Raw genomic sequence first — 23,551 nt, forward strand, 5'->3', positions numbered from 1 at the left:
ATGCCCGGCTGTTCACACCAGGAGATTACGCATGGCCCTTACGATGCCCAGGTTGAGATTCACTCGGCGTCTTGCAAAAATCCTTCTGTGGATAGTGGCCATTATTCTTATTCTGTTCGGCGTGGCTGCCTGGCAGGTGCCCAAGGTGCTGCGTTCAGCGCTGACTGGCGATGTCGCCCAGTTGTTGGGCCGGCCGGTGCAGGTCGGTGATATCAGTTTTAATCCTTTTACGCTGACTGTGCGAGCGCAGGACCTGGCGATCGAACAGCCGGACGGCGCGACACCGCTGCTGCAGGTCGGGCAGATGGAGGCCAGCGCCTCGTGGGCGTCATTGTTCTGGTTTGCGCCGGTGGTGGACTCTGTGCGAGTGCAGCGGCCGCAGATCGCGTTGGTGCGTGAGGACAAGACCACATTCAATTTCTCGGATATCCAGAAAAAACTGGCCGATATGGCGGCGGCTCAGCCCGAGCCCGAAAAGAAAGACGAGGACGCCGGGCTGCCGCGTTTTTCTTTGAATAACCTGGTGCTGGAAGGCGGCGCGATCACCCTGGATGACAAGGTGACCGGCCGTAAACAACAGATCGACGAGATCACGCTCGGCGTGCCTTTTATTTCCTCGTTTGGCTATGCGACGGATATCGATGTCGAGCCGCTGGTGCATTTGCGTATTAACGGCAGTCCGCTCGATATGCGGGGCGTGGCCCGGCCGTTCGAGGCCGTGCCCTCGTCGACGTTGAATGTGGATTTTCGGGGGCTGGAGCTGGAAAAATGGGCAGATGTGTGGCCCATGGCTCTGCCGATCAAGGTCGAACGGGCATTACTGGATTCGAATCTGAAGGTCGTGTTCGAGCAGCCGCGCGACGCGGCGGCAAAGATCCTGGTGACAGGGGATGTGGGACTACGGCAATTGGATCTGCGCGAGGCCTCGGGCGCGTCGTTGGTCCAATGGAGCACGCTGGAGGTGCAGCGGGTCAGGCTCGATATGCTGGCCAAGCAGTTTTCGATCGGCCAGGTGGACATGTGGTCGCCGGTGCTGCAGACCAGCCGGGATGCGAATCAACAGCTGAATTGGCTGCGCGTGGTCGACAAGCTCAAGGCCTTGGGAGGACCGGCGACTACTGCGACGGCGAAAGCTGATAAGCCGGCTGCAGTTCGATCGGCGGAAGGTAAATCGGCCACTGATAAACCTGCTGCGGCGCAAGCCGCTGATGGCAAGCCGGTCAGTGATAAGGCGACTGTTGAGGCCAAGGCATCGGGACACAATGGCGTCGCCCCGCTGCAAGCCGTCGCGGCAACGACGACGGCCGCTGTTGCGCCTGCATCGAGCGTACCGAAGTCGAATACCACTGACGGGAATGCCGCCGTGGCGTCGGGAAATGCACCCGCCGCGCAGGACGAAGCCGCCACACCTGCTGCCAAGGCGCCGGACGAGTGGCAGATCGCGGTCGATGCGATCAATATTCACGATGCTGAACTGCGTGTGCAGGACGCGGTGACCAAACTCAACACCACCTTTGCGGGCGTGGCGGTCACGGTGGAAAGCGTGCAGTTTCCGCAGCCGGCGAAGCAGCCCATCAATTTGTGGCTGACGATGGATAACCCAGGAGACGGCGGCTGGATACGCTCGAAAGGTCCGCTGATGCTCAGCCCATTGAGCCTGAAGCTCGATTTTCGCGCTGGCCATCTGGGGCTGGCTCAATATGCGCCGGCAGTGCGCAGCCTGTCGCCGATCCAGGTACTGGATGGTTTGCTCGGCGTGCAAGGATTGATCACCGTGGCCCAACAGGGCAATGCGACGCAAGTCGCGGCGACGGGCGTCAAAGTTGATTTGTCTCAATTGGCCGCGCGTGACGAATCACAGAAACCGGCGGTGGATCTGGGTGTGAAACAGCTCAGCCTGGCGGCCGATCGGGTGGCGCTCGATGCCACGCCGACGCCGTTCACGCTGCAGGCCGCGGGTGTGCAGGGCGATGGCAGTCTGGCACTGCAGGGTACCTTGATCACGCAGCCTTTGGCGTTGCAAACCAAAGTGGATCTGCAGAATTTCAACGCGGCATCGTTGGCGGCTTATGGCGCGTCGAGTCTGAATGCGACGGTGCGCTCGTTGGTCGTGGGCGCTAATGGCGAAGCGGCATTCACGGCGGCGGCGGGAAATGCGCCGATGAAGGCCAATTGGAAAGGCGGCGTGGACATCACCGATCTGCATCTGGCGGATCGCGTGAACCGCGATGACTTTCTGCGCTGGAAAACCCTGGATCTGAGCGGCATGCAGGTGTCGGTCAACGGCGATCAGTTTGCCGCCAATCTGGGCGACATCACGTTGGATGATTTTTACGGCCGTATTCTGCTCAGTGCTGACGGTCGTTTGAACGTGATGGATCTGGTGGCCGAGCCGGGGCAGGCCGGCGGGTCGATTACTCAGGATACCCAGACGCGCGGACGCTCGGCACGCGAGGCCCAGGCCGCCAAGACCGGCAAACTGCCGGATATCGCCCTGAACAGCGTCACGCTGAAAAATGGCCGCATGACGTTCACCGATCACTTCGTCAAACCGAACTATACGGCCCAGCTTTCTCGTATCGAAGGCGGTTTGTCGGCAGTGTCGTCGCGTGCACCCAAACCTGCCAAGGTCAATGTGACGGGGCGTGTTTACGACACAGCACCCTTGTCGATCGGTGGGACGGTGCAGCCTTTTGCCGAGTTTCTATCCCTGGATTTGAAGGTCTCGGCCAAGGGAGTTGATTTACCCCGCTTTACGACGTATTCCTCGAAATATGTGGGCTATCCCATCAAGCGTGGCAAGTTATCGGTGGACTTGCAATACAAGTTGGAAGACCGCGCGTTGCAGGCCACGAATCATGTGGTGCTGAATCAATTGACGTTCGGCGACAAGACGAACAGCCCGGATGCGACGACCTTGCCTGTGATGCTGGCCGTATCCCTGTTGAAAGACAGCAAGGGCAACATCGATATCAATCTGCCGATTTCAGGCTCGCTGGACGATCCTGAGTTTTCGGTCGGCGGAATTATTCTGCGGGTGTTGGGCAATTTGCTGGTCAAGGCAGTGACCTCGCCGTTCTCGTTGCTGGCGTCGGCGTTTGGCGGTGGCGAAGAGCTGTCGTATATCAATTTCGAGCCTGGCAGCGCGGTGTTGGCCACAGATGCGGACGAACGGATTTCGACCCTGGCCAAGGCGCTGAATGATCGGCCAGCCCTGAAGCTGGATATCATCGGCCGCGCAGATCCGACGACGGATGAGGAGGGCTTGCGCCAAGCCTGGGTCGATCGTCAGATTCGCCGCGCCAAGGCTGAGGACACCTCGGGCAAAGGTAAAAAGCCTGATCTCTCTACGGTCACGGTATCGAGCGCCGAACGAGCCAAGTATCTCGAAGAAGTCTACGACGATACCGATATCGAGGAAAAACCGCGCAATTTCATTGGCATGGCCAAATCGATTCCAGCTGATCAGATGGAGTCTTTGCTGCGCAAGGCCGCACCGATCAATGAGCAGTCGCTGGAACGATTGGCGCAGGCGCGTGCGCAGGCCGTCTATGAAAAGCTGCAGGAGATCGGACCGGCCGACCGTATTTTCATTGTGACGCCTAATCTCGAGGGCGGCGCAGGCGAGGGCGAGGCTCTGCCCTCACGTGTGGAGTTTTCGTTGCAATGATGCACGGCAGTCAATGTGGTTCTTTCGTTGTCATCAAACGCAAGCCCTCGACTTGGCACTATGATGAGGGTTTGGCGGACGGCTCGCGTCCGCGTTTCTGCGTTCACTTGGAGATGTAAATGACGATCAAAGTCGGCGATCGCGTGCCTGATGGCACCCTGACTGAGTTTTTCGAGACCGAAGCCAATGGTTGCTCCCTGGGACCCAACGCTTTTCAGGTCGCAGATCTGGTCAAGGGCAAGACGATTGCCCTGTTCGCCGTGCCGGGCGCTTTTACGCCGACGTGTTCGGCTAAACACCTGCCAGGCTACGTCGAGCAAGCGGCAGCCCTGAAGGCCAAGGGCGTGGACGAAATCTGGTGCGTGTCGGTCAATGATGCGTTTGTGATGGGCGCATGGGGCCGCGAACAGCACACCGAAGGCAAGGTCCGCATGCTGGCCGATGGCGCAGCTCACTGGACGCGTGCGTTGGGTCTGGAGCTGGATCTGGATGCGCGTGGGATGGGCATTCGTTCGCAGCGTTATTCGGCGTTGTTGAAAGACGGCGTTGTGACGCAATTGAACGTCGAAGCGCCTGGCAAATTCGAGGTCAGCGACGCGGGCACGATGTTGTCGCAGCTTTAATTTTTTCCGCCCGGGGCTATCCCTGTCACCGGGCAGCCCCAGGGCAATTTCCTTGGCGGTGAGCCTGGACACAGGCACAGTCCTTGCGGGCGGCTTTGCGCCCGGCAAATTTGAGCGGCTTGCGCACCGCGTAGTGTGATGGCACGTTCCTGCATCCCATGTTGACCACGATTTCTTCTTTTTCGTCGCTTTATCTGGCGACGCTGCTGATGTTGATCGGCGGCGGTCTGTTCAATACTTACATGGGGTTGCGGCTGACTGCGCAGTCAGTCAGTGAGATCTGGATCGGTACGTTGATTGCCGGGTATTACCTGGGGCTGGTGTGCGGCGCGCGGCTGGGACACAAGCTGATCATCCGGGTGGGGCATATCCGGGCTTTTGTGGCCTGTGCGGCGATTTCGACTTGCATGATTCTGGCGCAGATCGTGGTCGACTACATGCCGGTCTGGCTGGTGTTTCGCCTGGTCGCCGGGATCGTCATGGTGACCGAGTTGATGGTCATCGAAAGCTGGCTCAACGAACAAACAGAAAATCATCAACGCGGCCGTGTGTTTTCGGTCTATATGGTGGTGTCCGGGTTGGGCACGGTGCTGGGGCAATTGGTGCTGACCGCGTATGGCTCGCTGGATGAGCAGCCGTTGGTGTTGGTGGCGGTTTGTATGGTGCTGTGCCTGGTGCCGATTGCGGTGACGGCGCGTTCTCACCCGCCGACGCCTGTGCCGGCGCCTCTGGACTTTCCGTTTTTCCGCGAACGGGTGCCGTTGTCGTTGACGGTGTTGTTTGTTGCGGGGAATCTGTCGGGGGCATTTTATGGCCTGGCCCCCGTTTTTGCATCGAAGTACGGGATGACGACGTCGCAGTCGGCACTGTTTGTGGCGGCGGGGGTGACCGCAGGCTTGTTGTCGCAATGGCCGATGGGGTGGTTGTCGGATCGGATCAATCGCGCGGGGTTGATTCGTTTTAATGCGTGTCTATTGGTGTTGTTGCCAGCGGTGCTGTGGGGGTGGTTGACGTTTCCGTTCTGGGCGTTGGTGTTGCTGTCATGTGTGTTCGGGGTGTTGCAGTTCACGCTGTATCCGCTGGGGGCGGCGTTTGCCAACGATCATGTGGAGTCGGACCGGCGCGTGAGCCTGAGCGCGGTGTTGTTGATGACTTATGGGGTGGGGGCTTGTCTCGGCCCGCTCGTGGCGGGGGCGTTGATGTCGGTGGGCGGGCCGAATATGTTCTATGTGTTTGTGTCGGCCTGCGCATTGATTCTGGTGTGGCGAGTGCGGCCGGCACGGGTGACGGGAGCGCATCAGGTGGATGAGGCGCCGGTGCATTTTGTGCCGATGCCGGATAGTTTGCAGAGTTCGCCGGCCTCGGTGACGTTGGATCCTCGGGTGGATATCGAGGCGGATGCGGCGATGGAGATGGTGTCGCCGGAGCCGGATGTGGTGCAGGTGCCGGCTTCTGCGGATGTCACGGAGACCGCTGCGGCTGACCCGGTGCTCAATGAGGTCACGGCCGCGGCAGAGGCTGACGACGAACGCTCAGCGCAGGCTGGCGGGCGGTCTTGAGGCGCCGGGCAGAGCCTTCGTTGCCTACTTCTGGTCAATCATCCAGTTGGCAAAGGTGCTGAACGGCAGCGTGGCCGCTCGTGCCGGATCGCTGACCAGGTAATAGCCGTCGCCGCTGCGCGCACTGTGCGCCAGGGGCTGTACCAATTGGCCGGTGGCAAAGTCCTGGGTGATATAGGCGCGCTGCGTCACGGCGATGCCCAGACCCTCGGCGGCGGCCTGTAGGCACAGCACCGCGTTGGCCAGCGAGATAAAGCGCGTGTCGCTGTTTGCGGCCAGGCCGATCGATAGCAACCAGCGATCCCAACAGTCCGGCGCAATCATCGAATTCAACAAGGTTTCACCCAACACGTCCTCGGGCGTGCGCAGGCGCTTGGCCAGCGATGGTGCGCAGGCCAATACCAGCTCGTCGGGAAACAGCAAATCGGCGCGCAGTCCCGGCCAGTTGCCATTGCCCCGCCGCACGACGAAATCGGCGTTGTGCAGGTCAGTGTCATCGGCGCGAGCGACCGTGGCAACCTCAATGTCGATATTGTCGTGTTGCGCGTATAGCGAGCCCAGCCGGGGCATGAGCCATTTGATGGCGAGGCTGGGAATGACTTTGACCCGAATGCGGGGGTTGGCGCCGGCCTCGCCGGCCTTGGCCAGCACCGACTCGAGCTGATCGAACAAGTGGGCGGCCTGTATGGCCAGTTCGGTACCTGCTGTCGTGAAACCAATGTCGCGACCGCTTTTTTGCACCAATCGCACGCCCAGGTCTGCTTCCAGCCGGCGCAACTGATGGCTGACTGCGCTCGGTGTGATGTGCAGGAGTTCGGCGGCCCGGCCCACGCCGCCGCCGCGATGCACGGCATCTAGTACGCGCAGTGGGCCGAGGCGGTTTCTCAGTTTGTGCATTGTTGAGATGGATTCAATGATTGAGAAATAAGTTTCCACAGACATCAGAGAGGAAGCGGCCTACAGTCTGTCCTATCCAATAAAACCAAATCAAGTGTCGGATTGGTGTTAGCGCTGCGGTATCGCCGCTGGCCATCCTGCCACGAGGAGACAGAATGACCAAGTTTCATCGACGCCGGGCAATCGCCCGCGTACTGATCCCGTTTGCCTGCGTCGCACTTTTTGGGGGCTTGCGCGCCGAGGCGGCTTATCCCGAGCGTCCCATCAAACTCATTGTGCCGTTTGCCGCGGGCAGTGCGGCCGATACGTTGTCGCGCGTGGTGGCCACGGCCTTGAGCGAGCAACTCGGCCAGCCTCTGGTGGTAGACAACAAAGGTGGGGCGGGCGGCACGATCGGCACGGTGGACATTGCGCGTTCCAAGCCCGATGGCTACACGCTGGGTATCGCCGCGCAGGGGACTTTTGTCAACAACCAAGTGCTCTACAGTTCGCCAGGGTACGACTCCATCAAGGATTTCAGTTTCATCAGCGTGATCGCTGATGTGCAGAATCTGTTGGTCGTGTCCGAGAAATCGCCTTATCAGAGCGCGCCGGCGCTGCTGGAAGCGATCAAGGCCAAGCCGCCGGAGACTTTCCGCTACTCATCCAGCGGTGTGGGCACCAGTCACCATATCGCCGGCGCTACCGTCGCGCAGTATCTCGACAAGCCGCTCATGCATGTGCCCTATACCGGCGCGCCGCAAGGCTTGAGCGCGATCCTGAGCGGTGATGTGGACATGGGCCTCTACAACATGCCCGCGGCCATGGGCCTGGTGAAATCGGGCAAGCTGCGGCCGCTCGCCGTCACCGGGCCCAAGCGCTCGAGTTTGTTGCCTGACGTCCCTACGCTGGACGAGAGCGGTCTGCAAGGCTATTCGATCACGCTCTGGTGGGGTCTGGTGGGTCCGGCCCAACTGCCGCCCGACATTTCCGCGCATCTGTATGCCGCGCTGGACAAGGTCATGAGCAATCCGGCGTTGCGTGAGAAGCTGATCGGCCTGGGGTTCACTTTGCCCGATACGCCTCTTCCCCAGCCCGCCGCTTTCGAAGCGCTGGTGCGCCAGGATCTCGCCACCTGGATCCCGGTCCTGCAGAAATTGGGCACGTCGGCGCAGTGACGCCGCGGTAACTTACGAAGGAAACTCCTACTGTGCGATCCCTTTTAGTGACGCCGCCTTTGGCGCGTCAACTGGCCGACCTCGTCCTGTCGACCCGTGATGGCGACCTCCCGGCTTTGGCTCTCGAACATGCCAAGATGAGCCTGGCCAGCACGCTTGCCAGTGCCGCCGCGGGGTACGGTATCGAATCGGCCCGCATTATCCGCGAGCTGGATCTGGCAGATAGCGGCACGCCGATGGCGACTGTGTGGTTTGACAATGCCCGGTTGCCACTGGCGAGCGCGGCACGTGTGAACGCAGTGGCCAGCGATGCGGCCGCGTCAGATGATAGCGATATGCGTAGCATCGCGCACATCGGCACCATTGTCTCCAGTGCGGCGTTGGCCGTGGGCGAACGTGAGGGATCGAGTGGCCAGGATGTGCTGACCGCTATGGTGCTGGGCTATGAGATCGCCGGACGCATTGACGAGTCACTGACCCCCGGCCGCATGCAGCGTGGGTTTCACGGTTCGTTTTCCACGGTGTTTGGCGCCTGTGTGGCCGCCGGCCTGTTGTTGCGGCTGGATGCGCATCGGCTCGCTCACGCTATCGCGCTTTCGGCGACCTCGATCGGTGGTATGGCGATCGCGGCCGATACCAGTTGCGCGCGGGAGTATCACGCCGGGCTGGCCGCCAGCACGGGCATCCGAGCTGCGTTGGCGGCACAGTCAGGTTTCGAGGGTGAGTTGGCTGTGTTCGAGCAGCCGCGCGGGTTTCTCGATGCGTTGGGTGGGCAGGCGCGCGAGGACATCGTGCGCGACTGGGGGATGTCTTGGGACATTGTGACCGACATGGCCATCAAACTGATGCCGGGCGCACATCCTTTTCATGCAACCGCCGAAGCCGCGGCCGAGGCCGCACGGGCTGGCGGCCGCGTCAGTCCTGACGACGTTGCGCGCATCGTTGTGTCGGCGGCAGTGCAGTGGACCGATTTCAAGGGAAAACCCCATCCTCGTAATCTGGTCGACGCCGCTCACAGTCTGCATTATTTCGTCGCCGCGGCCATTGCCGATGACGGCTTTGCTTGGCAACACATGGACGCGGCCAAGATGGCTGATCCCGTGATCGCAGCGTTGCAGGACAAAGTCGAGTTTGATCCCGACCCGCCGCCACTGCCGGATCGCTTTCCTCATCGGCATGGCGGCAGTGTCACGATACATATGAAGGACGGCGCTATGCGTCACGCCACCTGCGTAGCGCCGCGTGGCGCCGGCGTGCGTGGCCTCGATTGGCGAGATGTAGAAGACAAGTTTTTTCAGCTGTTCCCGCGTGCGGGAATGCCCACGGACGCGGCCGAGACCTGCCTGGAAGCGATCGCGCATCTGGAGCGCGCCGACGCGGTCCATTCGCTGACGCGCTTGCTAAGCAGGCGTTGAGGTTTTTTTTTGAAGAAGGCCGCAAAGGCCATCATGCAAGGAGACAACAACATGAAACGACGCATCGCATCCGCGCTTGCCAGTATTGCTTTGTGCCTTGGCGTGAGTCACGCGGCCCTGGCCGATGACGCCTTTCCTTCCAAACCGGTCACTATCATCGTGGGCGTGGCTCCCGGCGGTAGCCTGGACGCCCTGGCCCGGTTGTTGGCCACAGAGCTTGGAAAAGTCACGAATAACACCTTTGTGGTGGAAAACGTCACCGGCGCGGGCGGGCTGTTGGGTTTTCAGCGGCTGGTTCGATCGGCGCCTGATGGCTACACGCTGATGTTCAGTAATCAATCCATGGTCCTGATCCCTTTGCTTTATCCCAAGGCCGGTTTGAACATCGTCAAGGACACGACAGCGATCGGCACAGTCGCCAATGTTCCCATGGTGCTCAGTGTGAGCAATCAGAGTGGTATCCAGGATCTACCTTCGATGTTGGCGGGCATGCGTAGTGGTGCGCTCAAGCTGTATTTTGGTTCGGGCGGCCCGGGCACGACCGCGCATCTGGCTGAGGCGTTGTTCTTGCGCATGGCCAATGTGCAGGCCGAACTGCTGCAGTATCGCGGTTCGGGGCCGGCGATTACCGATTTGATGGGCGGCACCATTCAGTCAGTGCTGGATCAGACAGTCACCATGCTGCCGCTGCACAAAGGCAAACAGATCAAGGCCATCGCTGTGGCGTCCAAGGAGCGTTTGCCGCAGATGCCGGACGTGCCGACTTTTGCCGAGGGCGGTCTGCCACAGTTCGATCTGCAGATATGGAACGGCTTGGTCGGGCCCAAGGATATGCCCAAGGATGTGGTCGAGAAACTTTCCGAGGCAGTGACCAAGGCGGTGCAGACACCAGCGTTCCGCGAGCGTATCGATACGCTCGCCGCGCAGATTCCCGCGGATGACGAACGCAGTCCCGCGGGGTTTGCGCGCACCCTGCAACGCGACCAGAAGCAATTCGCCGAGCTGGCCAAGCAGATCGGCCTGGAACCTCGCTGATCCAATCCCCGCGACGGCGCAGCAACTCGACGGCATAGCGTGGACGCGGCTTTCCGCGTCCCACAATTGGAGAACAGACATGAGTGAGACGATTTACGGATTCATCGGATTGGGAAATATGGGTGGCCCCATGGCGAGACGCTTGCTCGAGGCGGGCAACGTGCTTCACGTGACCGATAGCGACCCGGCGGTGATGCACCGCCTGGCGGCCTGCGGCGCCGTGGCCCACGACAACGCGCAGGACGTGGGCCGCGCGGCCGATGTGGTATTCCTGAGCTTGCCCGATGGCAAGGTGGTCGAGAGCGTGCTGAGTGGCGAGCAGGGATTGGCGCGGGCGAATCGCGTCAAGTGCGTGGTGGATTTGTCGACCATTGGCCCCGTGGCGGCGCAGCGTGCTTTCGACATTCTGGCCGCGCAGGGCATCGAGTACGTCGATGCGCCCATCAGCGGCGGCCCAACTGGAGCCGAACGCGGCACGCTGGCAGTCATGGTCGCTTGCGCGCCGGCGCGCTACGAGGCGTTGACGCAGGTGTTGGGCCATTTCGGCAAGCCGTTTTATCTCGGCGCCGAGGCGGGTCAGGCTCAGGTGATGAAGTTGGCGAACAATCTGCTGTCGGCGACCGCCGTTGCCATTACGTCGGAGGCCATGGCGCTGGGCGTCAAGGCGGGCTTGGATCCGAGCGTCATGATCGACGTAATCAATGCGGGCTCCGGCCGCAACTCTGCCACCATGGAAAAATTCCCCAAGGCGGTGCTGACCGGCACGTTCAACGTGGGCTTTGCGGTCCGCTTGGCACACAAGGATGTGCGCCTGTGCCTGGAAGAGGCCGAGCGCCACGGCGTGCCGATGGTAGTGGGTTCATCGGTGCGCGAGATGCTGGTGATGACTACCGCTATCTGCGGCCACGACGCGGACTATACCGATGTGGCCCGCGTCGTGGAGGATTGGGCCGGCGTGAAAGTGCGTGCGAAATCCTAGGCAGTAGGCGCGACGTCCAGCCGCACGATCTTGCCTTCCAGGTCCGCACTGGGGGCGGGATAGCGTTGCATCACCATGGGGTCGTGGCCCGGCACGATATGCGCCTCGGAGTCTGCCATGGCGCGAACGATGGCATAGCCCTCCAGCATATCGGCCACGTTGTGTACTAACGGAAAAGGCGCGTTGCGCCCGATGTTGCCGTACAGGTGCGAGGCGTCCGACGCCAGTACGACCCACCCCCGCTGCGTCCAGACGCGCACGATCTGCAGACCTGCGGTGTGGCCACCCACCAGGTGCAGCGTCAGCCCGGGCGTCAGCTCAACGGTGCCACGATGAAATTTCACGCGCTCGGCATAAACCTTGCGGACAAAGGTGACGACGTCCTCGATGTCGTAAGGGTGGCGCATCGCTGCGTGACACATGCAGCGGCCGGTCGCATAGGCGGCTTCCGCGTCCTGCACATGCAGGGTGGCGGCAGGGAAATCGCCCAGCGTGCCGGCATGGTCATAGTGCAAATGCGTGATGATGATGTCGCGTATCGAGGCTGCGTCGATGTCCAGCAGCGCCAGCCCCTGCGCTGGGCGCAGCAGCAACTGGCGTCCGCGCTGGGTGGCGGCCTCTTCGCCGAACCCGGTATCGACGAGATAAACCTCCTGGTCACGGCGCAGGACCCATACGAAGTAGTCCAGGCCGGATTCGGCATCATGGAAATCGACCGTGCCCAGATAGTTGTCCGAGGCTCGCCGATTGGCGTGATGCGCGTAGCGGATGGCATAGACCTCGAATGGTTCGAGGTTGGGAATGTTGATCACTGTTGTCTCCTCTCGTGAGGTGGTTTGCCGGGATCGGGCCGCGTCGAGCGGGTCAGGGTAAATCCTAAAGCAAAATTGTAATTTATTTGCCATTCAATCATACAATCAGTCTATAGTACAAGAATACAAAAATATATGAAGCCCACGATATGTCGCCCACGTTGTGGCCGGCGCGCGGAAAAAGGAGACGATGGTATGGGAGTGCTGGAAGGAAAAGTCGCGATCATCACCGGTGGCGGGGGCGGCATCGGCCGAGCTATCGCGCGAGCCTATGCCCGCGAGGGCGCCAAAGTGGGATTACTGGATATCAACGCGGAATTGCTGGCCGAGGCCGAGCAGGAGCTCGCGAACGTCCAGGCGCTGCCTTGCGATGTATCTGATCGCGCGCAAGTGCAGCGCGTGATCGATGCCTATGCAGATCAATCGGGCGGGTTGGATATTTTGGTGAACAACGCGGCCTATTTCTACTACGCGCCGCTGGTGGAAATGCCCGAGGATCAGGTCTGCAAGATGATCGACGTGGGACTGAAGGGTGCGCTGTGGTCGTTGCAGGCGGCCACGCCGCACCTGATCGCACGGGGCGGGGGTTCTGTCATCAATCTTTCATCGGTGGCCGTGTCGGTGTCGATCAAGAACGCGGCGGTCTATAGCGCTATCAAGGGTGCTCTGGACACCCTGACCCGGCAGCAGGCCGTCGAATTGGGCGGCTACGGTATTCGCGTCAATGCGCTGGCGCCCGGGCCCGTGATCACGCCGGGAGCAAGTTCGGTGATTTCCGAGGAAGGCTGGGCCACGCGTCGCCGCCGCACGCCGCTGAATCGGTTGTCGACCGGCGAGGATATTGGCGAAGTCGCCGTGTTTCTGGCTTCGCCGGCCAGCGCGACGGTGGCGGGGGTCACGCTCAAAGTGGACGGCGCGATGACCGTTCTCGGCTACTAACGCGGATTCGCAGGTTCCCAAGGGGAGCAGGATGACGCATCCTGACAGACAAGGCGCGGGCGCAGCGCGGGCAATCGTGCGCGCCGCGTTGAGCGAGTTACCACTAGCGGATGTGGTGTTGGCGTCGGCCAAGCGATGTCTGCTCGATTATCTTTCATGCGCATTCGAGGCACGGTCGTTGCCATGGAGCGAACAGGCCGCCCGGTTGGCCGCGCCCGACGCACGTGGCGCACATCAGATCGGGCGAGCCGGTACGTATGTGCCGGCCGACGCGGCCTTTGCCAATGCCGTCGCGGGCCATGGTCTCGTACGGGAAGACATGCACGCGGCGAGCGTGGCACACCTCGGGGTCGTGGTGTGGCCTACCGTGTTGGCGCTGGCCGAGCGTCATGCGGTGCCGGGCGCGCGGGTGTTGAGCGCGGCTGTCGTCGGTTACGAGGTAGGCGCGCGTATTGGCCGGGCGTTGATTACGCCGTCTTTGGCGCGTTTGTTTCGGCCCACCGGGTTGGTGGGGCCTTTCGCCAGCGCCATGGCCGGCGCGCACCTTTTGGGTCTGGACGAGGATCAGGCGCTGAACGCTTTTGCGCTGGCGGGCAATGCCTGCGTGGGATTGAACGAATGGGCGCATACGGGTGGCAGCGAGATGTACTTCCATCCGGGTTTTGTGGTCCGCAATGCGATGACCTGTCTCGAACTGGCGCGTCAGGGCGCGCACGCCTCGCCGTCCATTCTGGAAGGGGAGGCGGGCTTGTTCCAGGCCTATGCGCGTGCGCCCATGCCGGGACGGATTACTTTGTTCCCGCGGGGCGAGGCCGACATCCTGAACGTTTTCAACAAGCCGGCGCCAGCCTGCAATTTTGCCCAATCGCCGTGCCAGGCAGCCTTGCTAGCGTGGCGGACGGTGCCCCGCGGCCGACGCATCGTCGCGGTGCGAGTCGAGACCACGCGGGCCGCGTTGGCGTATCCGGGGTGTAGTGCCAAGGGGCCGTTTGACCATGCACTGCAAGCCAAGATGAGTATCGCTTTCGGTGTGGCGGCGGTGCTGGCCCGAGGCGCGATCGAGGAGGACAACTACCACCGGCTTGATGACGCCGAGATCGCGCGCTTGATCGCACACACCGAACTCGTGCCGGACGATGCTTATACGGCGGCTTTTCCGGCTCGGCAGGGGGCTCGCGTCGTCCTGCTCCTGGATGATGGGGCGCACGCGCGAGCTGAACTGGACGACGTGGTGGCAGCCGATGAGGCGCTCATCCGCGCGCGCTTGCGCCGCGCCGCACAAGCGGTGCTGGGGGACGAGAGGGCTGAGCGTATCGAGGCCATGGTCGATGGCTACGAGCGTGAGCCCGATGCGGGTCTGCTGGCGCGTTTGTGCGCTTTGCGGCTGGATACGACACAGACCTGGAACGAGGCCTGACATGATGGACATGACAGAACTGCAAATTCATCTCGAAGCATTCTTGCAGGCGCTCACCGCTGGCGTGCTGGTGGGAGGGCTATATGGATTGATGTGCGTCGGATTGGCAATGATCTTCGGCATCATGCGGGTCATCAATTTCGCCCAGGGCGATTTCATGATGCTCGGGATGTATGTGACGTACTACTTTTTCATTCTGTTGGGCTCGCACTGGATGGCGGGCTCTGTGCTGGGGCCCTATATCTCGGTGTTGCTCGCGGTGCCCGTGATGTTCGGGGTGGGCTATCTGGCGCACCGGCTCTTGATTTCGCGCGTCACGGGCCGGCGCGGTGCGGCGCTGGATGGCGATGGTCACTACGCTCAACTGGTGCTGACGCTGGGCATCGCCCTGATTTTACAAAACGGCGGCATGATGGTGTTCGGTCCGCAACTGGTGTCGTTGCGCACGCCGCTGTCGAGCAGTGCCTGGGAAATCGGACCGCTGTGGGGAGACTACGTCAGCGTGTTCGCCAACAAGGGCCGGGCAGTGGCGGCGTTGATTTCTGTGGCCGCCATTGTGGTGCTCGGCGCATTGATTACGCGCAGCCGGCTTGGCAAGGCCTTGCGCGCCTCGGCCGACAATCCGGTCGCCGCCTCCTACATGGGCATCGACGTCAACCGTTCGTACCGCATCGCTTTTGCGTTGGGCACCTGCGTGACCGCGCTGGCCGGTGGACTCTTGGCGACAAACTTTCCGTTTCATCCTTTTGTCGGCCTGGAGTACGTGATCATCATGTACGCCGGCGTGGTGCTGGGCGGCATAGGCAGCATCTTTGGCGCGTTCTGGGGAGGCATGGTGATCGGACTGGTGCAGCAGTTGTCGTCGCTGGTGTTGCCCACGCAATTGCAGAACGCGGCGATTTTCGTGTTCTTTCTGTTGATCGTGATGTTGCGGCCGCAAGGACTATTCGGCCGCGTGTCGGAGCGGACCTGATGAAACGATTGCCGACTTCCTTGACGTTGCTGCTGGTTGCCGCGATCTACTTGGCCGCCGCGTTGCTGGCGAGCAATGCGTACCATCAACTGATTTTTACGCTGGTGCTGGTGTGGGCGTGCTTTGGCTTGTCGTGGAACATGCTGAGCGGTTATACGGGCCTGGTCTCGTTTGGCCATGCCGCATTTTTTGGTCTGGGGGCCTACGCGGCGGTATTGGGACAAGTCTATCTGGGCCTGTCGCCGTGGGTGATGTTGCCGCTGGCAGGTGTGATCGGCGCGGTGGCCGGAATTCTGGTGGGGCTGCCGACGTTCCGCTTGCGCGGTCATTATTTCGCGCTGGCGATGTTGGCGTATCCACTGGCATTGTTATATGTGTTCGAGTGGCTGGGGTTGCAGGAAGTGACCTTTCCGATGCAACGCGAGCATCCCGGGCTGTATATGCAGTTTGCTGACCGGCGTTACTACACGGTGGTTGGCCTGATCATGCTGCTGGTATTCGTGCAGGTCACCCTGTATGTGGAGCGAACGCGATTTGGTATGGCGCTCATCGCCATCAAGCAAAACGAAGCAGCAGCTGAAGCCGCCGGTATCGACACGCTGCGCTGGAAATTGCGCGCCATCACATTGAGCGGCGCTATTGCCGGCATCACGGGGGCGTTTTACGCCGTGGTGCTGTTGGTGGTCACGCCGGTATCGGTGTTTGGCATGCTGGTGTCGGCGCAGGCGCTTACCGTATCGATGTTCGGTGGTGTGGGGTCTGTGTGGGGGCCAATCATCGGTGCCGCCATTCTGGTCCCCTTGGGCGAGATCCTGCATGCCGAGCTGGGCTCGAGTTATCCGGGTATTCAGGGCGTGATCCTGGGCGTAGCCATCATCGCGGTGATTCTGGTAGCGCCGGAAGGCGTGTTCTGGAAGTTGCGCGACATGTTGCAACGGCGCCATCGCGCGCCAACGCCGGCTACGCCGTTAGAACAGACCGCGTCTGCGCAACGGCCCGCCAAGCCGCCGCGGCCGGTGCGGCCGACGATATCGGCCGACGACATTATCCTCGACGTGCAGTCTGTGTCGCGCAGCTTTGGCGGGCTCAAGGCCGTGCAGGATGTCAGCTTTTCGGTGCGCCGAGGCATGATCCTGGGCATTATCGGCCCCAATGGCGCGGGAAAGACCACGCTGTTTAATCTGCTCAATGGCTTTCTGCAGCCGGATACGGGCAAGGTGATCGTCAATGGTGTGGATATGGCGGGCCGCAAACCGCATGTATTGTGTGCGGCCGGGGTGGGGCGCACTTTCCAGATAATGCGGCCTTTTATGCGGCTGACGGTGGCGCAGAACGTCAAGGTGGGCGCCTACGTGCGCGCCAAAAATGAGGCGCAGGCCGAGGCGTTCGCGGCGCAGGCCATCGCGCGGGTCGGCCTGTCCGATTGCGCCGGCAAGATCGCCGCACTGCTGACTACCCGTGAATTGCGACTGATGGAGCTGGCTCGCGCGGTGGCCGGGCAACCCGAGTTGTTGCTGTTGGATGAAACCCTGGCGGGCCTGGGACACGGCGAGGTCGATGACATTGTCGATGCGATCCACGCGCTCGCGGCCGAGGGCGTCACGATTGTCATCATCGAGCACACCATGCAGACCATGGTGCATCTGGTCGATGAGTTCCTGGTGCTGGATCATGGGCAGGTGCTGACCCGTGGCGATCCACAATCGATCACGCAGGATCCGCAGGTGGTGCAGGCCTATCTGGGCAAGAAGTGGAGCGCGCAACATGCTGCTTGAAATCAATGAATTGACGGCCGGCTATTCCGCGGTGCCGGTGCTCAAAGGGGTGTCGGTGGTGGTTGGCGAGGGGCAGTTCGTCTCCGTTGTCGGCCCAAACGGTGCGGGCAAAAGCACCTTGTTCAAGACCATTTCCGGCAGTGTGTCGGCCCGTTCGGGGAGCATTCGCTTCGATGGACGGGATCTGCTGACCGTGCCCAGCGATCGGCGGCCTCACTTGGGCATCGCCCATGTGCCCGAGGGACGGCAAGTGTTCGCCTCGATGAGTGTGTTGGAAAACCTGGAAATGGGTGCTTATACCGAGGCCGGCCGGCGCGATTGGGAAAGCAACCTGGAGCGCATCTATGCGTGGTTTCCCGTGCTCAAACAGCGCAGCCGGCAATTGGCGGGCACGCTGTCGGGAGGCGAGCAGCAAATGGTGGCCATCGGCCGCGGACTGGCATCGTCGCCACGCTTGTTGATGCTTGATGAGCCGTCGATGGGGCTGTCGCCCGCCATCGCCGATTTTATTTTTGAGCGCCTGATCGACATTCGCCGAGAGGCGAATCTGACCCTCCTGTTAGTGGAGCAGCGTGTAGCGGAAGCGCTGCAATATGCCGACCGGGGCTATGTGCTGGAAACCGGATGCGTGGTGTTGGAAGGCACGCATCAAACATTGCAGGCTGATGACCGGGTGCGTCGCGCCTATCTTGGGATGTAGCACACATGCCGCCCGAACCACGGCGGAATAAAAGCGAGGAGATCAACATGAAAAAGCAATCCATGGTGGCCAGTGTCGTGAGCATGGCCTTGGGCGCCAGTTTGTTGCTCGGCGGCGGCGCCCTGGCCGAACCGGCCCCCGTGAGCGTCGGACTGATCGCACCCATGTCGGGCATTTATGCGCGTTATGGCCAAGTCATGCGTATGGGCGCTGAAATGGGCGTCAAAGACATTAACGACCAGGGCGGAATCAAGGCGCTGGGCGGCGCCAAACTGAAGCTGATAGTGGTGGATTCTGGCGACTCCACCGAAAAGGCCAAAAGCGCGGCGGAACGAATGGTGGCCGATTATCCCGGCCTGGTCGCTGCGACGGGCGCCTACCTGAGCTCATTCACTTTGGCAGCAACCGAGGTGACCGAGCGTGCCGAGCTGCCGATGCTGACCTTGTCGTATTCCGACCTGATCACCTCGCGCGGATTCAAGTACGTGTTTCAGACTTCGGCGCCTGCCGGCAAGCAGGCCGAGATCGCGCTGCCCAGCATCCTGGACCTGGCGCAGCAGGCCTCGGGCAAGCGGCCCAAGACGGTGGCCATCGTGACCGACAATACCGCCGCCTCGCTGTCGACGGTCAAGGCCCTGAAAGACGGTCTGTTGAAAAAGAATGGCTTGGAGCTCGTTGTCGACGAGACCTTCACGCCGCCACTGGCGGATGCATCGTCCTTGATCCAGCGCGTGCGTTCGCGGCGTCCCGATCTGCTGTTTTTCCTGCCCACCGTGATCTCCGATGCCAAGCTCATCCTTGAAAAGATGAACGAGACCAATGTAAAGGTGCCGGTGATTTCTTTTGGCATCGCCATCGCCGAGCCCGAAGTGCTGAACACCGTTAGTCCGGCGTTGCTCAATGGCGTTATGTCGGCCGTGGGTAATTGGGGAGCCAAGGGCCAGGAAGCGCTGATCCAGCGGATGAAGACCGAATACAAAGAGCCGTGGATGACGCAGAACGCCATTTCGACCTATGGTGATATGTGGATCATGAAGGCGGCCTTGGAACGCGCTGGCAAGGCCGATCGCGAGGCAGTCGGGCAGGCGATGCACACCCTGGATGAAGGTCCCAGCCGGTATTTTCCTGGGGGTGAGATCAAGTTTGATGAGGCGGGCCACCGCGTCGGCGCGACGCTCACCGTGATTCAGTGGCAGGACGGTGTGCCGGTGACCGTATTCCCGCAGGAACAGGCCGTCGCCCAGCCCATTTGGCCCGGCAAATAACAGGTTCTCGCTAGGGCGGCGCATAACTGCGCATTGATGACGTTGGAGGGTATTTCATGCAGCAATCAGATCGGTTTTTCGAGGGTTTCGAGAATCGCAAAACGGTCCTCGGCGCGGATCATGTCGAGAAATCGTGGTCAGCCGCCGATGAGTTCAATCGGCCCATGCAGCGCCTGGTGACGGAGTATTGTTGGGGTGAGGTATGGGGGGACGATACGTTGTCGTTCAAGGTGCGCAGTATGGTCAATCTGGCCATGCTCACCGCCATGAGCCAGCATCACGAACTGGCCGTGCATGTGCGAGGGGCTCTGCGCAACGGTGTCACCACGGAGGAAATTCGCGCTGTGCTGACGCAGGCGGCGGTTTATTGTGGAGCGCCCCTGGGATTGGCGGCATTCCGGGTAGCCTCCGAGGCCATACGGGCATACGAGGCGGAGACCGCGGCGCAGGCCAAGGGGGACAAGCAATGATCCGGACGCGAGTAGGCTTTATCGGCCTGGGCAATATGGGCGCGCGCATGACGCGCCGCCTGGTCGATGCCGGCATCGCGGTGCAGGGCTATGACACAGACCCGGCGCGCGCCATGGCGGCTGGCGCTCAGACTGCCGCGACCATTGCCGAGGCCATCGATGGCGTTGACGTCGTACTGTTATCGCTGCCCGACAGCAAGGTAATAGAGGCCGTGATTGAAGGGGCCGGAGGTATCTTGGAGCATTGTCGTCCCGGTCAGGTCGTGGTCGATCTGAGCACGGCGGCTGCCAGCTCCACTGTGCGCCTGAATGCGCGCTTCGCGCAACGCGGTGTGCAATACGTCGACGCCGGCATATCGGGCGGAGCGGCCGCTGCGGAACAGGGCAAACTGACGTTGATGTTGGGAGGGGACCGTGCCACTATCGATGCCATCGCCTGGGTGTTCGCGCCCATCAGCGCCAAGGTCGTGACCATGGGTGGCAGTGGGGCTGGCCATACTACCAAGCTGCTCAACAATTTCCTGAACGCCGTCAGTCTGGCGGCGACCGCCGAAGTCATGGTCGCCGGCAAGAAAGCGGGCCTCGATCTGCATCGTCTGCTCGAGGTGATCAACAGCAGCAGCGGCGTGAATTTTGCTTCGCTGAATCGCTTTCCATTCATCATCGATGGCAACTACCTCGAAGGCGGTTTGACCAGCAAACTGATGACCAAGGACGTGGTGCTGTATGTGGACATGGTGCGCGAGCTGGGCGTAGCGTCGCTGAACGCCGCAGGTCCTGCCGCCTGCTTTGGCCTGGCCACTGCGTTGGGTTATGGTGACCAGATCAGCAATCGTGTGGTGGACGCCATCGGCGACGTGTCGGGTGGCGTTCGTTTGAAAAGCGCGTCAACAGAGGAGTAAAAGGTCATGCAAGTATTTCACGGCAGGGATCAGGGCAAGCCCTCGGAGCAACGCGGTGCGACGTTCACAGGGGTTGTGTGGGCTGATCCGGTCATGCCTCCGGAAGACAACGTTGGCATCAATCACGTATTTTTTTCGCCGGGCGCGCGCACGTTCTGGCATACACATGAGTACGGCCAGGTGTTGCATGTGACATCCGGCCGCGGCTGGATATGTTCCGATGGTGACGAGCCGCAGGAAATCCGCCAGGGCGATGTGGTCTGGATTCGGCCCAACGAACGTCATTGGCATGGTGCGGCCGCCGACACGTTTATGACGCATTTGGCCATTTCGCTGGGCAAGGCCGATTGGCAGGAGGAATTGCTCCAGTCCGAGTACCCTGCAGCGCACCGCTGAGTCACATTCGATACCACAAGGAGACCTCATGATCATCGAAACGCGTATTTACCATTGTTTGCCTGGTCGTCTGCCAGCGCTGCACGAGCGCTTTACCAAGACGACGCTGGATTTCTTCAAGAAATACGGTATCAAGCCCATCGGGTTCTGGACAACGCTGATCGGTCCCAGCAACCACGCGCTGACCTACTTGTTGGAATGGGAAAGCCTCGAAGAGCGAGAGCGCAAGTGGAATGCCTTTCAAGCCGATCCCGAGTGGATCGCCAAACGGGCCGCCAGCGAAGCCGAGAAGCCCATCGTGGAGCGCGTCGAAAACAACATTCTCGTGCCGACCGATTATTCTCCCATGCGTTGATCGACCGGCGGCACACGCGCAGACAAGAGACGATCGTGGCTCAAGCGGGCATCATCAGGAAAATGGCCGCTGCCGCGATCAATAGTCCCAATATGTTGATGCGGCTGAGTGGCTCGCGAAAGGCGAGCGCCCCAACTAGTGTGCCTACTGCGATGACGCCCATGTTCATGGAGGCGAAGACCAGGGCGGGGTTGTCTGGCAGGGATTGATGGGCGCGGATGTAGGTGACGATGTTGCCGAAGTTCAGCAGGCCCAGAATGACGCCGACGAGCAGGTGACGGCGGTGCCAGGTGATGCGGCGGATGAGCAGATAGGCGGTCATGGCGATGCCGGCCAGAATGAAGGCGATGAGCAGTGCGCCGGCAAAGGCGGTACCGGTTTTTGCGACTTGTTTGAATAGGATGTCGACGAGACCGTAGGTGGTCCAGACGCTTAATGGCCATATCCAGATATGTGGGCCGGCGGCGGCGTGGTTTGCAAGGTCGCGGCGGCGCAGGACGCAAAACAGGGCAGTAAAGGCTAATGCGATGGCGGCGGCTTTATGCCAGGTGAGGTTTTCGCCGAATAGCAGGAAGGCCGCCAGCAAAGGCAGGAATAACGATAAACGCTGTGCGGCGTCGCTGCGGACGATGCCGGCATGGCGCACGGATTGCGCCATGGCGATGAAGCCGGTGGGCAGGATGATGCCCAGCGCCAGTAGCAGGGGCCAGGACCGGATGGCGGATTCGACTTGGGCCGCCGTGGGGCCCAGCACGATTGCGCTGAGTGTTGCCGTGACGGCGTAGTTGGCAGCGATGGCCTGGCGTATGTCGATGTCGTATCGTCGAGCCAATTTGAGCAGGACGGCAACGCTGACGCTGCAAGCGACGCTGGCAATCAGATACAGCAATCCGGATGTGAGATGAGGCATAGGCTGCGATTCCAGAGTCAGATGGATATCCGGAGAGATGAGTCAGGCGTCTTGGTCGGGAGCTCGGGGATAAGCCATCAAGCGACCTCGGCATGCAGGCCCAGGCGTTCCATCAGGCGCTGGTCGGCCTGCACCTGCGGGTTGCCGGTCGTCAGCAGCATGTCGCCGCAGAAAAGCGAATTTGCGCCGGCCAGAAAGCACAGGGCTTGCAAGGTGTCGCTCATGGTTTCGCGTCCGGCGGACAGGCGCACGTGCGCGCGCGGCATGGTGATGCGGGCGACGGCGATGGTGCGCACGAATTCGAATGGGTCCAAGGCGTCGGTGCCGGCCAGTGGAGTGCCTTCGACTTGTACGAGGTTGTTGATGGGCACGGATTCGGGGTAGGGCGTCAAGTTCGCGAGTTGGGCAATGAGGCCTGCGCGTTCGTTGCGCGACTCACCCAGGCCGACGATACCGCCACAGCAAATGTTCAATCCGGCATGGCGCACACGGTCCAGTGTGTCGAGGCGATCCTGATAGGTGCGGGTCGAAATGATCTGGCCATAGAACTCGGGCGAGGTATCGAGGTTGTGGTTGTAGTAGTCCAGTCCGGCCGCTTTGAGTTGCTCTGCCTGGCCCTCTCGCAGCATGCCGAGGGTGACGCAGGTTTCCAGCCCCAGGGCTTTGACTGCGCGGATCATTTCGGCGACTTGGTCCAGGTGGTGCGGCTTCGGACTGCGCCAGGCGGCGCCCATGCAAAACCGCTGCGCACCGCCCGCCTGGGCGGCACGGGCGGCCTGCAGGACATCGTCCAAGGGGATCAGTTTGTCGGCGGTGAGGCCGGTGTCGTAGTGTGCCGATTGGGGGCAGTAGGCGCAGTCCTCTGGGCAGCCGCCGGTCTTGATCGAGAGCAGGCTGGAAAGCTGGATCGCGTTGGCGTCGAAATGTTGGCGATGAATCTGCTGGGCCTGGTAGAGCAGGTCCATGAACGGCAATTCGAACAGTGCCAGGATGTCTTGGTGGGGCCACGCTACCTCGGTGGGAGCAGGCAGCGGTTTGGCGATGTCGGAAACGGGAACAGTAGTGACTTGCAAGACGATCCTCCAGCGATAACGTTGCCGCGGAAAGGGCGGCAGCCTGAGCAATAGCGGCGGATCGTAAGAACGGCGTCCGGGAATGGCAATGCCTGGGTTTTGGCTGGAATTGAGAGGGTCTTGGCGGTAGTAGGTGGAGGTTCGCGGTGCGTTGCACGTGGGAGTTCGTTAACGTGTCGCGATCTTCCGAGATAAATTTTGCCGGATTTTATGTGTCATTTTGTAATTT

At 61.2% G+C, this 23,551-nt stretch carries 21 protein-coding genes; 17 read left to right on the forward strand and 4 right to left on the reverse strand.

The features are described 5' to 3' along the window. Positions 1-31 precede the first annotated feature (31 nt). The 3 genes from ACYVIT_RS04685 to ACYVIT_RS04695 all read left to right on the forward strand — a co-directional run bounded on the left by ACYVIT_RS04685 (position 32) and on the right by ACYVIT_RS04695 (position 5,852). The gene (locus tag ACYVIT_RS04685; RefSeq protein WP_415808430.1) at positions 32-3,670 is read left to right on the forward strand and encodes a DUF748 domain-containing protein; all 3,639 of its coding nucleotides are present in this window, start codon (positions 32-34) and stop codon (positions 3,668-3,670) included. A gap of 119 nt (positions 3,671-3,789) precedes the next feature. Beyond that, complete coding sequence (locus ACYVIT_RS04690) at positions 3,790-4,293, forward strand: peroxiredoxin (protein WP_415808429.1); 504 nt, start codon at positions 3,790-3,792, stop codon at positions 4,291-4,293. A gap of 158 nt (positions 4,294-4,451) precedes the next feature. Then, positions 4,452-5,852 (forward strand): MFS transporter, encoded by a 1,401-nt coding sequence (locus ACYVIT_RS04695; protein ID WP_460478155.1) that lies wholly within the window; start codon positions 4,452-4,454, stop codon positions 5,850-5,852. A 24-nt stretch (positions 5,853-5,876) separates the two neighbouring features. Here the strand turns inward: ACYVIT_RS04695 and ACYVIT_RS04700 are convergent, their stop codons facing one another. Next, positions 5,877-6,749 carry a LysR substrate-binding domain-containing protein gene (locus ACYVIT_RS04700; protein WP_415808427.1) on the reverse strand — a complete coding sequence of 291 codons (873 nt, stop codon included), beginning with the start codon at positions 6,747-6,749 and terminating at the stop codon, positions 5,877-5,879. 155 nt (positions 6,750-6,904) lie between these two features. Here ACYVIT_RS04700 and ACYVIT_RS04705 point away from each other — a divergent pair, with 155 nt between their 5' ends. The 4 genes from ACYVIT_RS04705 (at position 6,905) to ACYVIT_RS04720 (ending at position 11,335) form a co-directional block, all read left to right on the forward strand. Further along, positions 6,905-7,906, forward strand: coding sequence for a Bug family tripartite tricarboxylate transporter substrate binding protein (locus ACYVIT_RS04705; RefSeq protein ID WP_415808426.1), 1,002 nt, complete (start codon positions 6,905-6,907; stop codon positions 7,904-7,906). A 32-nt stretch (positions 7,907-7,938) separates the two neighbouring features. Continuing rightward, positions 7,939-9,321 carry an MmgE/PrpD family protein gene (locus ACYVIT_RS04710; RefSeq protein WP_415808425.1) on the forward strand — a complete coding sequence of 461 codons (1,383 nt, stop codon included), beginning with the start codon at positions 7,939-7,941 and terminating at the stop codon, positions 9,319-9,321. 51 nt (positions 9,322-9,372) lie between these two features. Beyond that, the gene (locus ACYVIT_RS04715; RefSeq protein ID WP_415808424.1) at positions 9,373-10,356 is read left to right on the forward strand and encodes a Bug family tripartite tricarboxylate transporter substrate binding protein; all 984 of its coding nucleotides are present in this window, start codon (positions 9,373-9,375) and stop codon (positions 10,354-10,356) included. 79 nt (positions 10,357-10,435) lie between these two features. Beyond that, positions 10,436-11,335, forward strand: coding sequence for an NAD(P)-dependent oxidoreductase (locus tag ACYVIT_RS04720; protein WP_415808423.1), 900 nt, complete (start codon positions 10,436-10,438; stop codon positions 11,333-11,335). Here ACYVIT_RS04720 and ACYVIT_RS04725 read toward each other — a convergent pair. After that, entirely contained in the window at positions 11,332-12,147 is an 816-nt protein-coding gene (locus ACYVIT_RS04725; RefSeq protein WP_415808422.1) for an N-acyl homoserine lactonase family protein, read from the reverse strand. The two genes, ACYVIT_RS04720 and ACYVIT_RS04725, sit on opposite strands and share 4 nt — an antisense overlap. Before the next feature lie 195 nt (positions 12,148-12,342). On the opposite strand from ACYVIT_RS04725, the gene ACYVIT_RS04730 reads away from it, so the two are divergent. The 10 genes from ACYVIT_RS04730 to ACYVIT_RS04775 are packed head-to-tail and all read left to right on the forward strand — an operon-like array spanning position 12,343 to position 21,339. After that, a complete protein-coding gene (locus ACYVIT_RS04730; protein ID WP_415808421.1) occupies positions 12,343-13,086 on the forward strand; it encodes an SDR family NAD(P)-dependent oxidoreductase in 744 nt (247 codons plus the stop codon). 31 nt (positions 13,087-13,117) lie between these two features. Beyond that, positions 13,118-14,503: an MmgE/PrpD family protein gene (locus ACYVIT_RS04735; protein ID WP_415808420.1), complete on the forward strand. Its 1,386-nt coding sequence runs from the start codon at positions 13,118-13,120 to the stop codon at positions 14,501-14,503. A 1-nt stretch (position 14,504) separates the two neighbouring features. Next, positions 14,505-15,476, forward strand: a complete 972-nt coding sequence (locus ACYVIT_RS04740; protein WP_415808419.1) for a branched-chain amino acid ABC transporter permease — start codon at positions 14,505-14,507, stop codon at positions 15,474-15,476. After that, a complete protein-coding gene (locus tag ACYVIT_RS04745) occupies positions 15,476-17,251 on the forward strand; it encodes a branched-chain amino acid ABC transporter ATP-binding protein/permease (RefSeq protein ID WP_415808418.1) in 1,776 nt (591 codons plus the stop codon). Before ACYVIT_RS04740 ends, ACYVIT_RS04745 begins: the two co-directional genes overlap by 1 nt. Then, on the forward strand, positions 17,244-17,951 hold the full coding sequence (locus tag ACYVIT_RS04750) for an ABC transporter ATP-binding protein (protein WP_460478161.1): 708 nt from the start codon (positions 17,244-17,246) through the stop codon (positions 17,949-17,951). Before ACYVIT_RS04745 ends, ACYVIT_RS04750 begins: the two co-directional genes overlap by 8 nt. Before the next feature lie 47 nt (positions 17,952-17,998). Next, entirely contained in the window at positions 17,999-19,216 is a 1,218-nt protein-coding gene (locus ACYVIT_RS04755; protein ID WP_094822568.1) for an ABC transporter substrate-binding protein, read from the forward strand. A 56-nt stretch (positions 19,217-19,272) separates the two neighbouring features. After that, positions 19,273-19,686: a carboxymuconolactone decarboxylase family protein gene (locus ACYVIT_RS04760; protein WP_415808416.1), complete on the forward strand. Its 414-nt coding sequence runs from the start codon at positions 19,273-19,275 to the stop codon at positions 19,684-19,686. Further along, positions 19,683-20,588 (forward strand): NAD(P)-dependent oxidoreductase, encoded by a 906-nt coding sequence (locus ACYVIT_RS04765; RefSeq protein ID WP_415808415.1) that lies wholly within the window; start codon positions 19,683-19,685, stop codon positions 20,586-20,588. Before ACYVIT_RS04760 ends, ACYVIT_RS04765 begins: the two co-directional genes overlap by 4 nt. 6 nt (positions 20,589-20,594) lie before the next feature. Beyond that, positions 20,595-20,984 (forward strand): cupin domain-containing protein, encoded by a 390-nt coding sequence (locus ACYVIT_RS04770; RefSeq protein WP_415808414.1) that lies wholly within the window; start codon positions 20,595-20,597, stop codon positions 20,982-20,984. A gap of 28 nt (positions 20,985-21,012) precedes the next feature. After that, positions 21,013-21,339 (forward strand): NIPSNAP family protein, encoded by a 327-nt coding sequence (locus tag ACYVIT_RS04775; protein ID WP_415808413.1) that lies wholly within the window; start codon positions 21,013-21,015, stop codon positions 21,337-21,339. A 40-nt stretch (positions 21,340-21,379) separates the two neighbouring features. On the opposite strand, the gene ACYVIT_RS04780 is transcribed toward ACYVIT_RS04775, so the two are convergent. Together ACYVIT_RS04780 and bioB are read right to left on the reverse strand one after the other, a co-directional pair. Next, on the reverse strand, positions 21,380-22,249 hold the full coding sequence (locus tag ACYVIT_RS04780; RefSeq protein WP_415808412.1) for an EamA family transporter: 870 nt from the start codon (positions 22,247-22,249) through the stop codon (positions 21,380-21,382). Positions 22,250-22,326: 77 nt separating this feature from the next. Next, positions 22,327-23,292 (reverse strand): biotin synthase BioB, encoded by a 966-nt coding sequence (gene bioB, locus ACYVIT_RS04785; RefSeq protein ID WP_415808458.1) that lies wholly within the window; start codon positions 23,290-23,292, stop codon positions 22,327-22,329. Between the last annotated feature and the right edge of the window lie 259 nt (positions 23,293-23,551).

Source organism: Bordetella muralis (assembly GCF_054781015.1).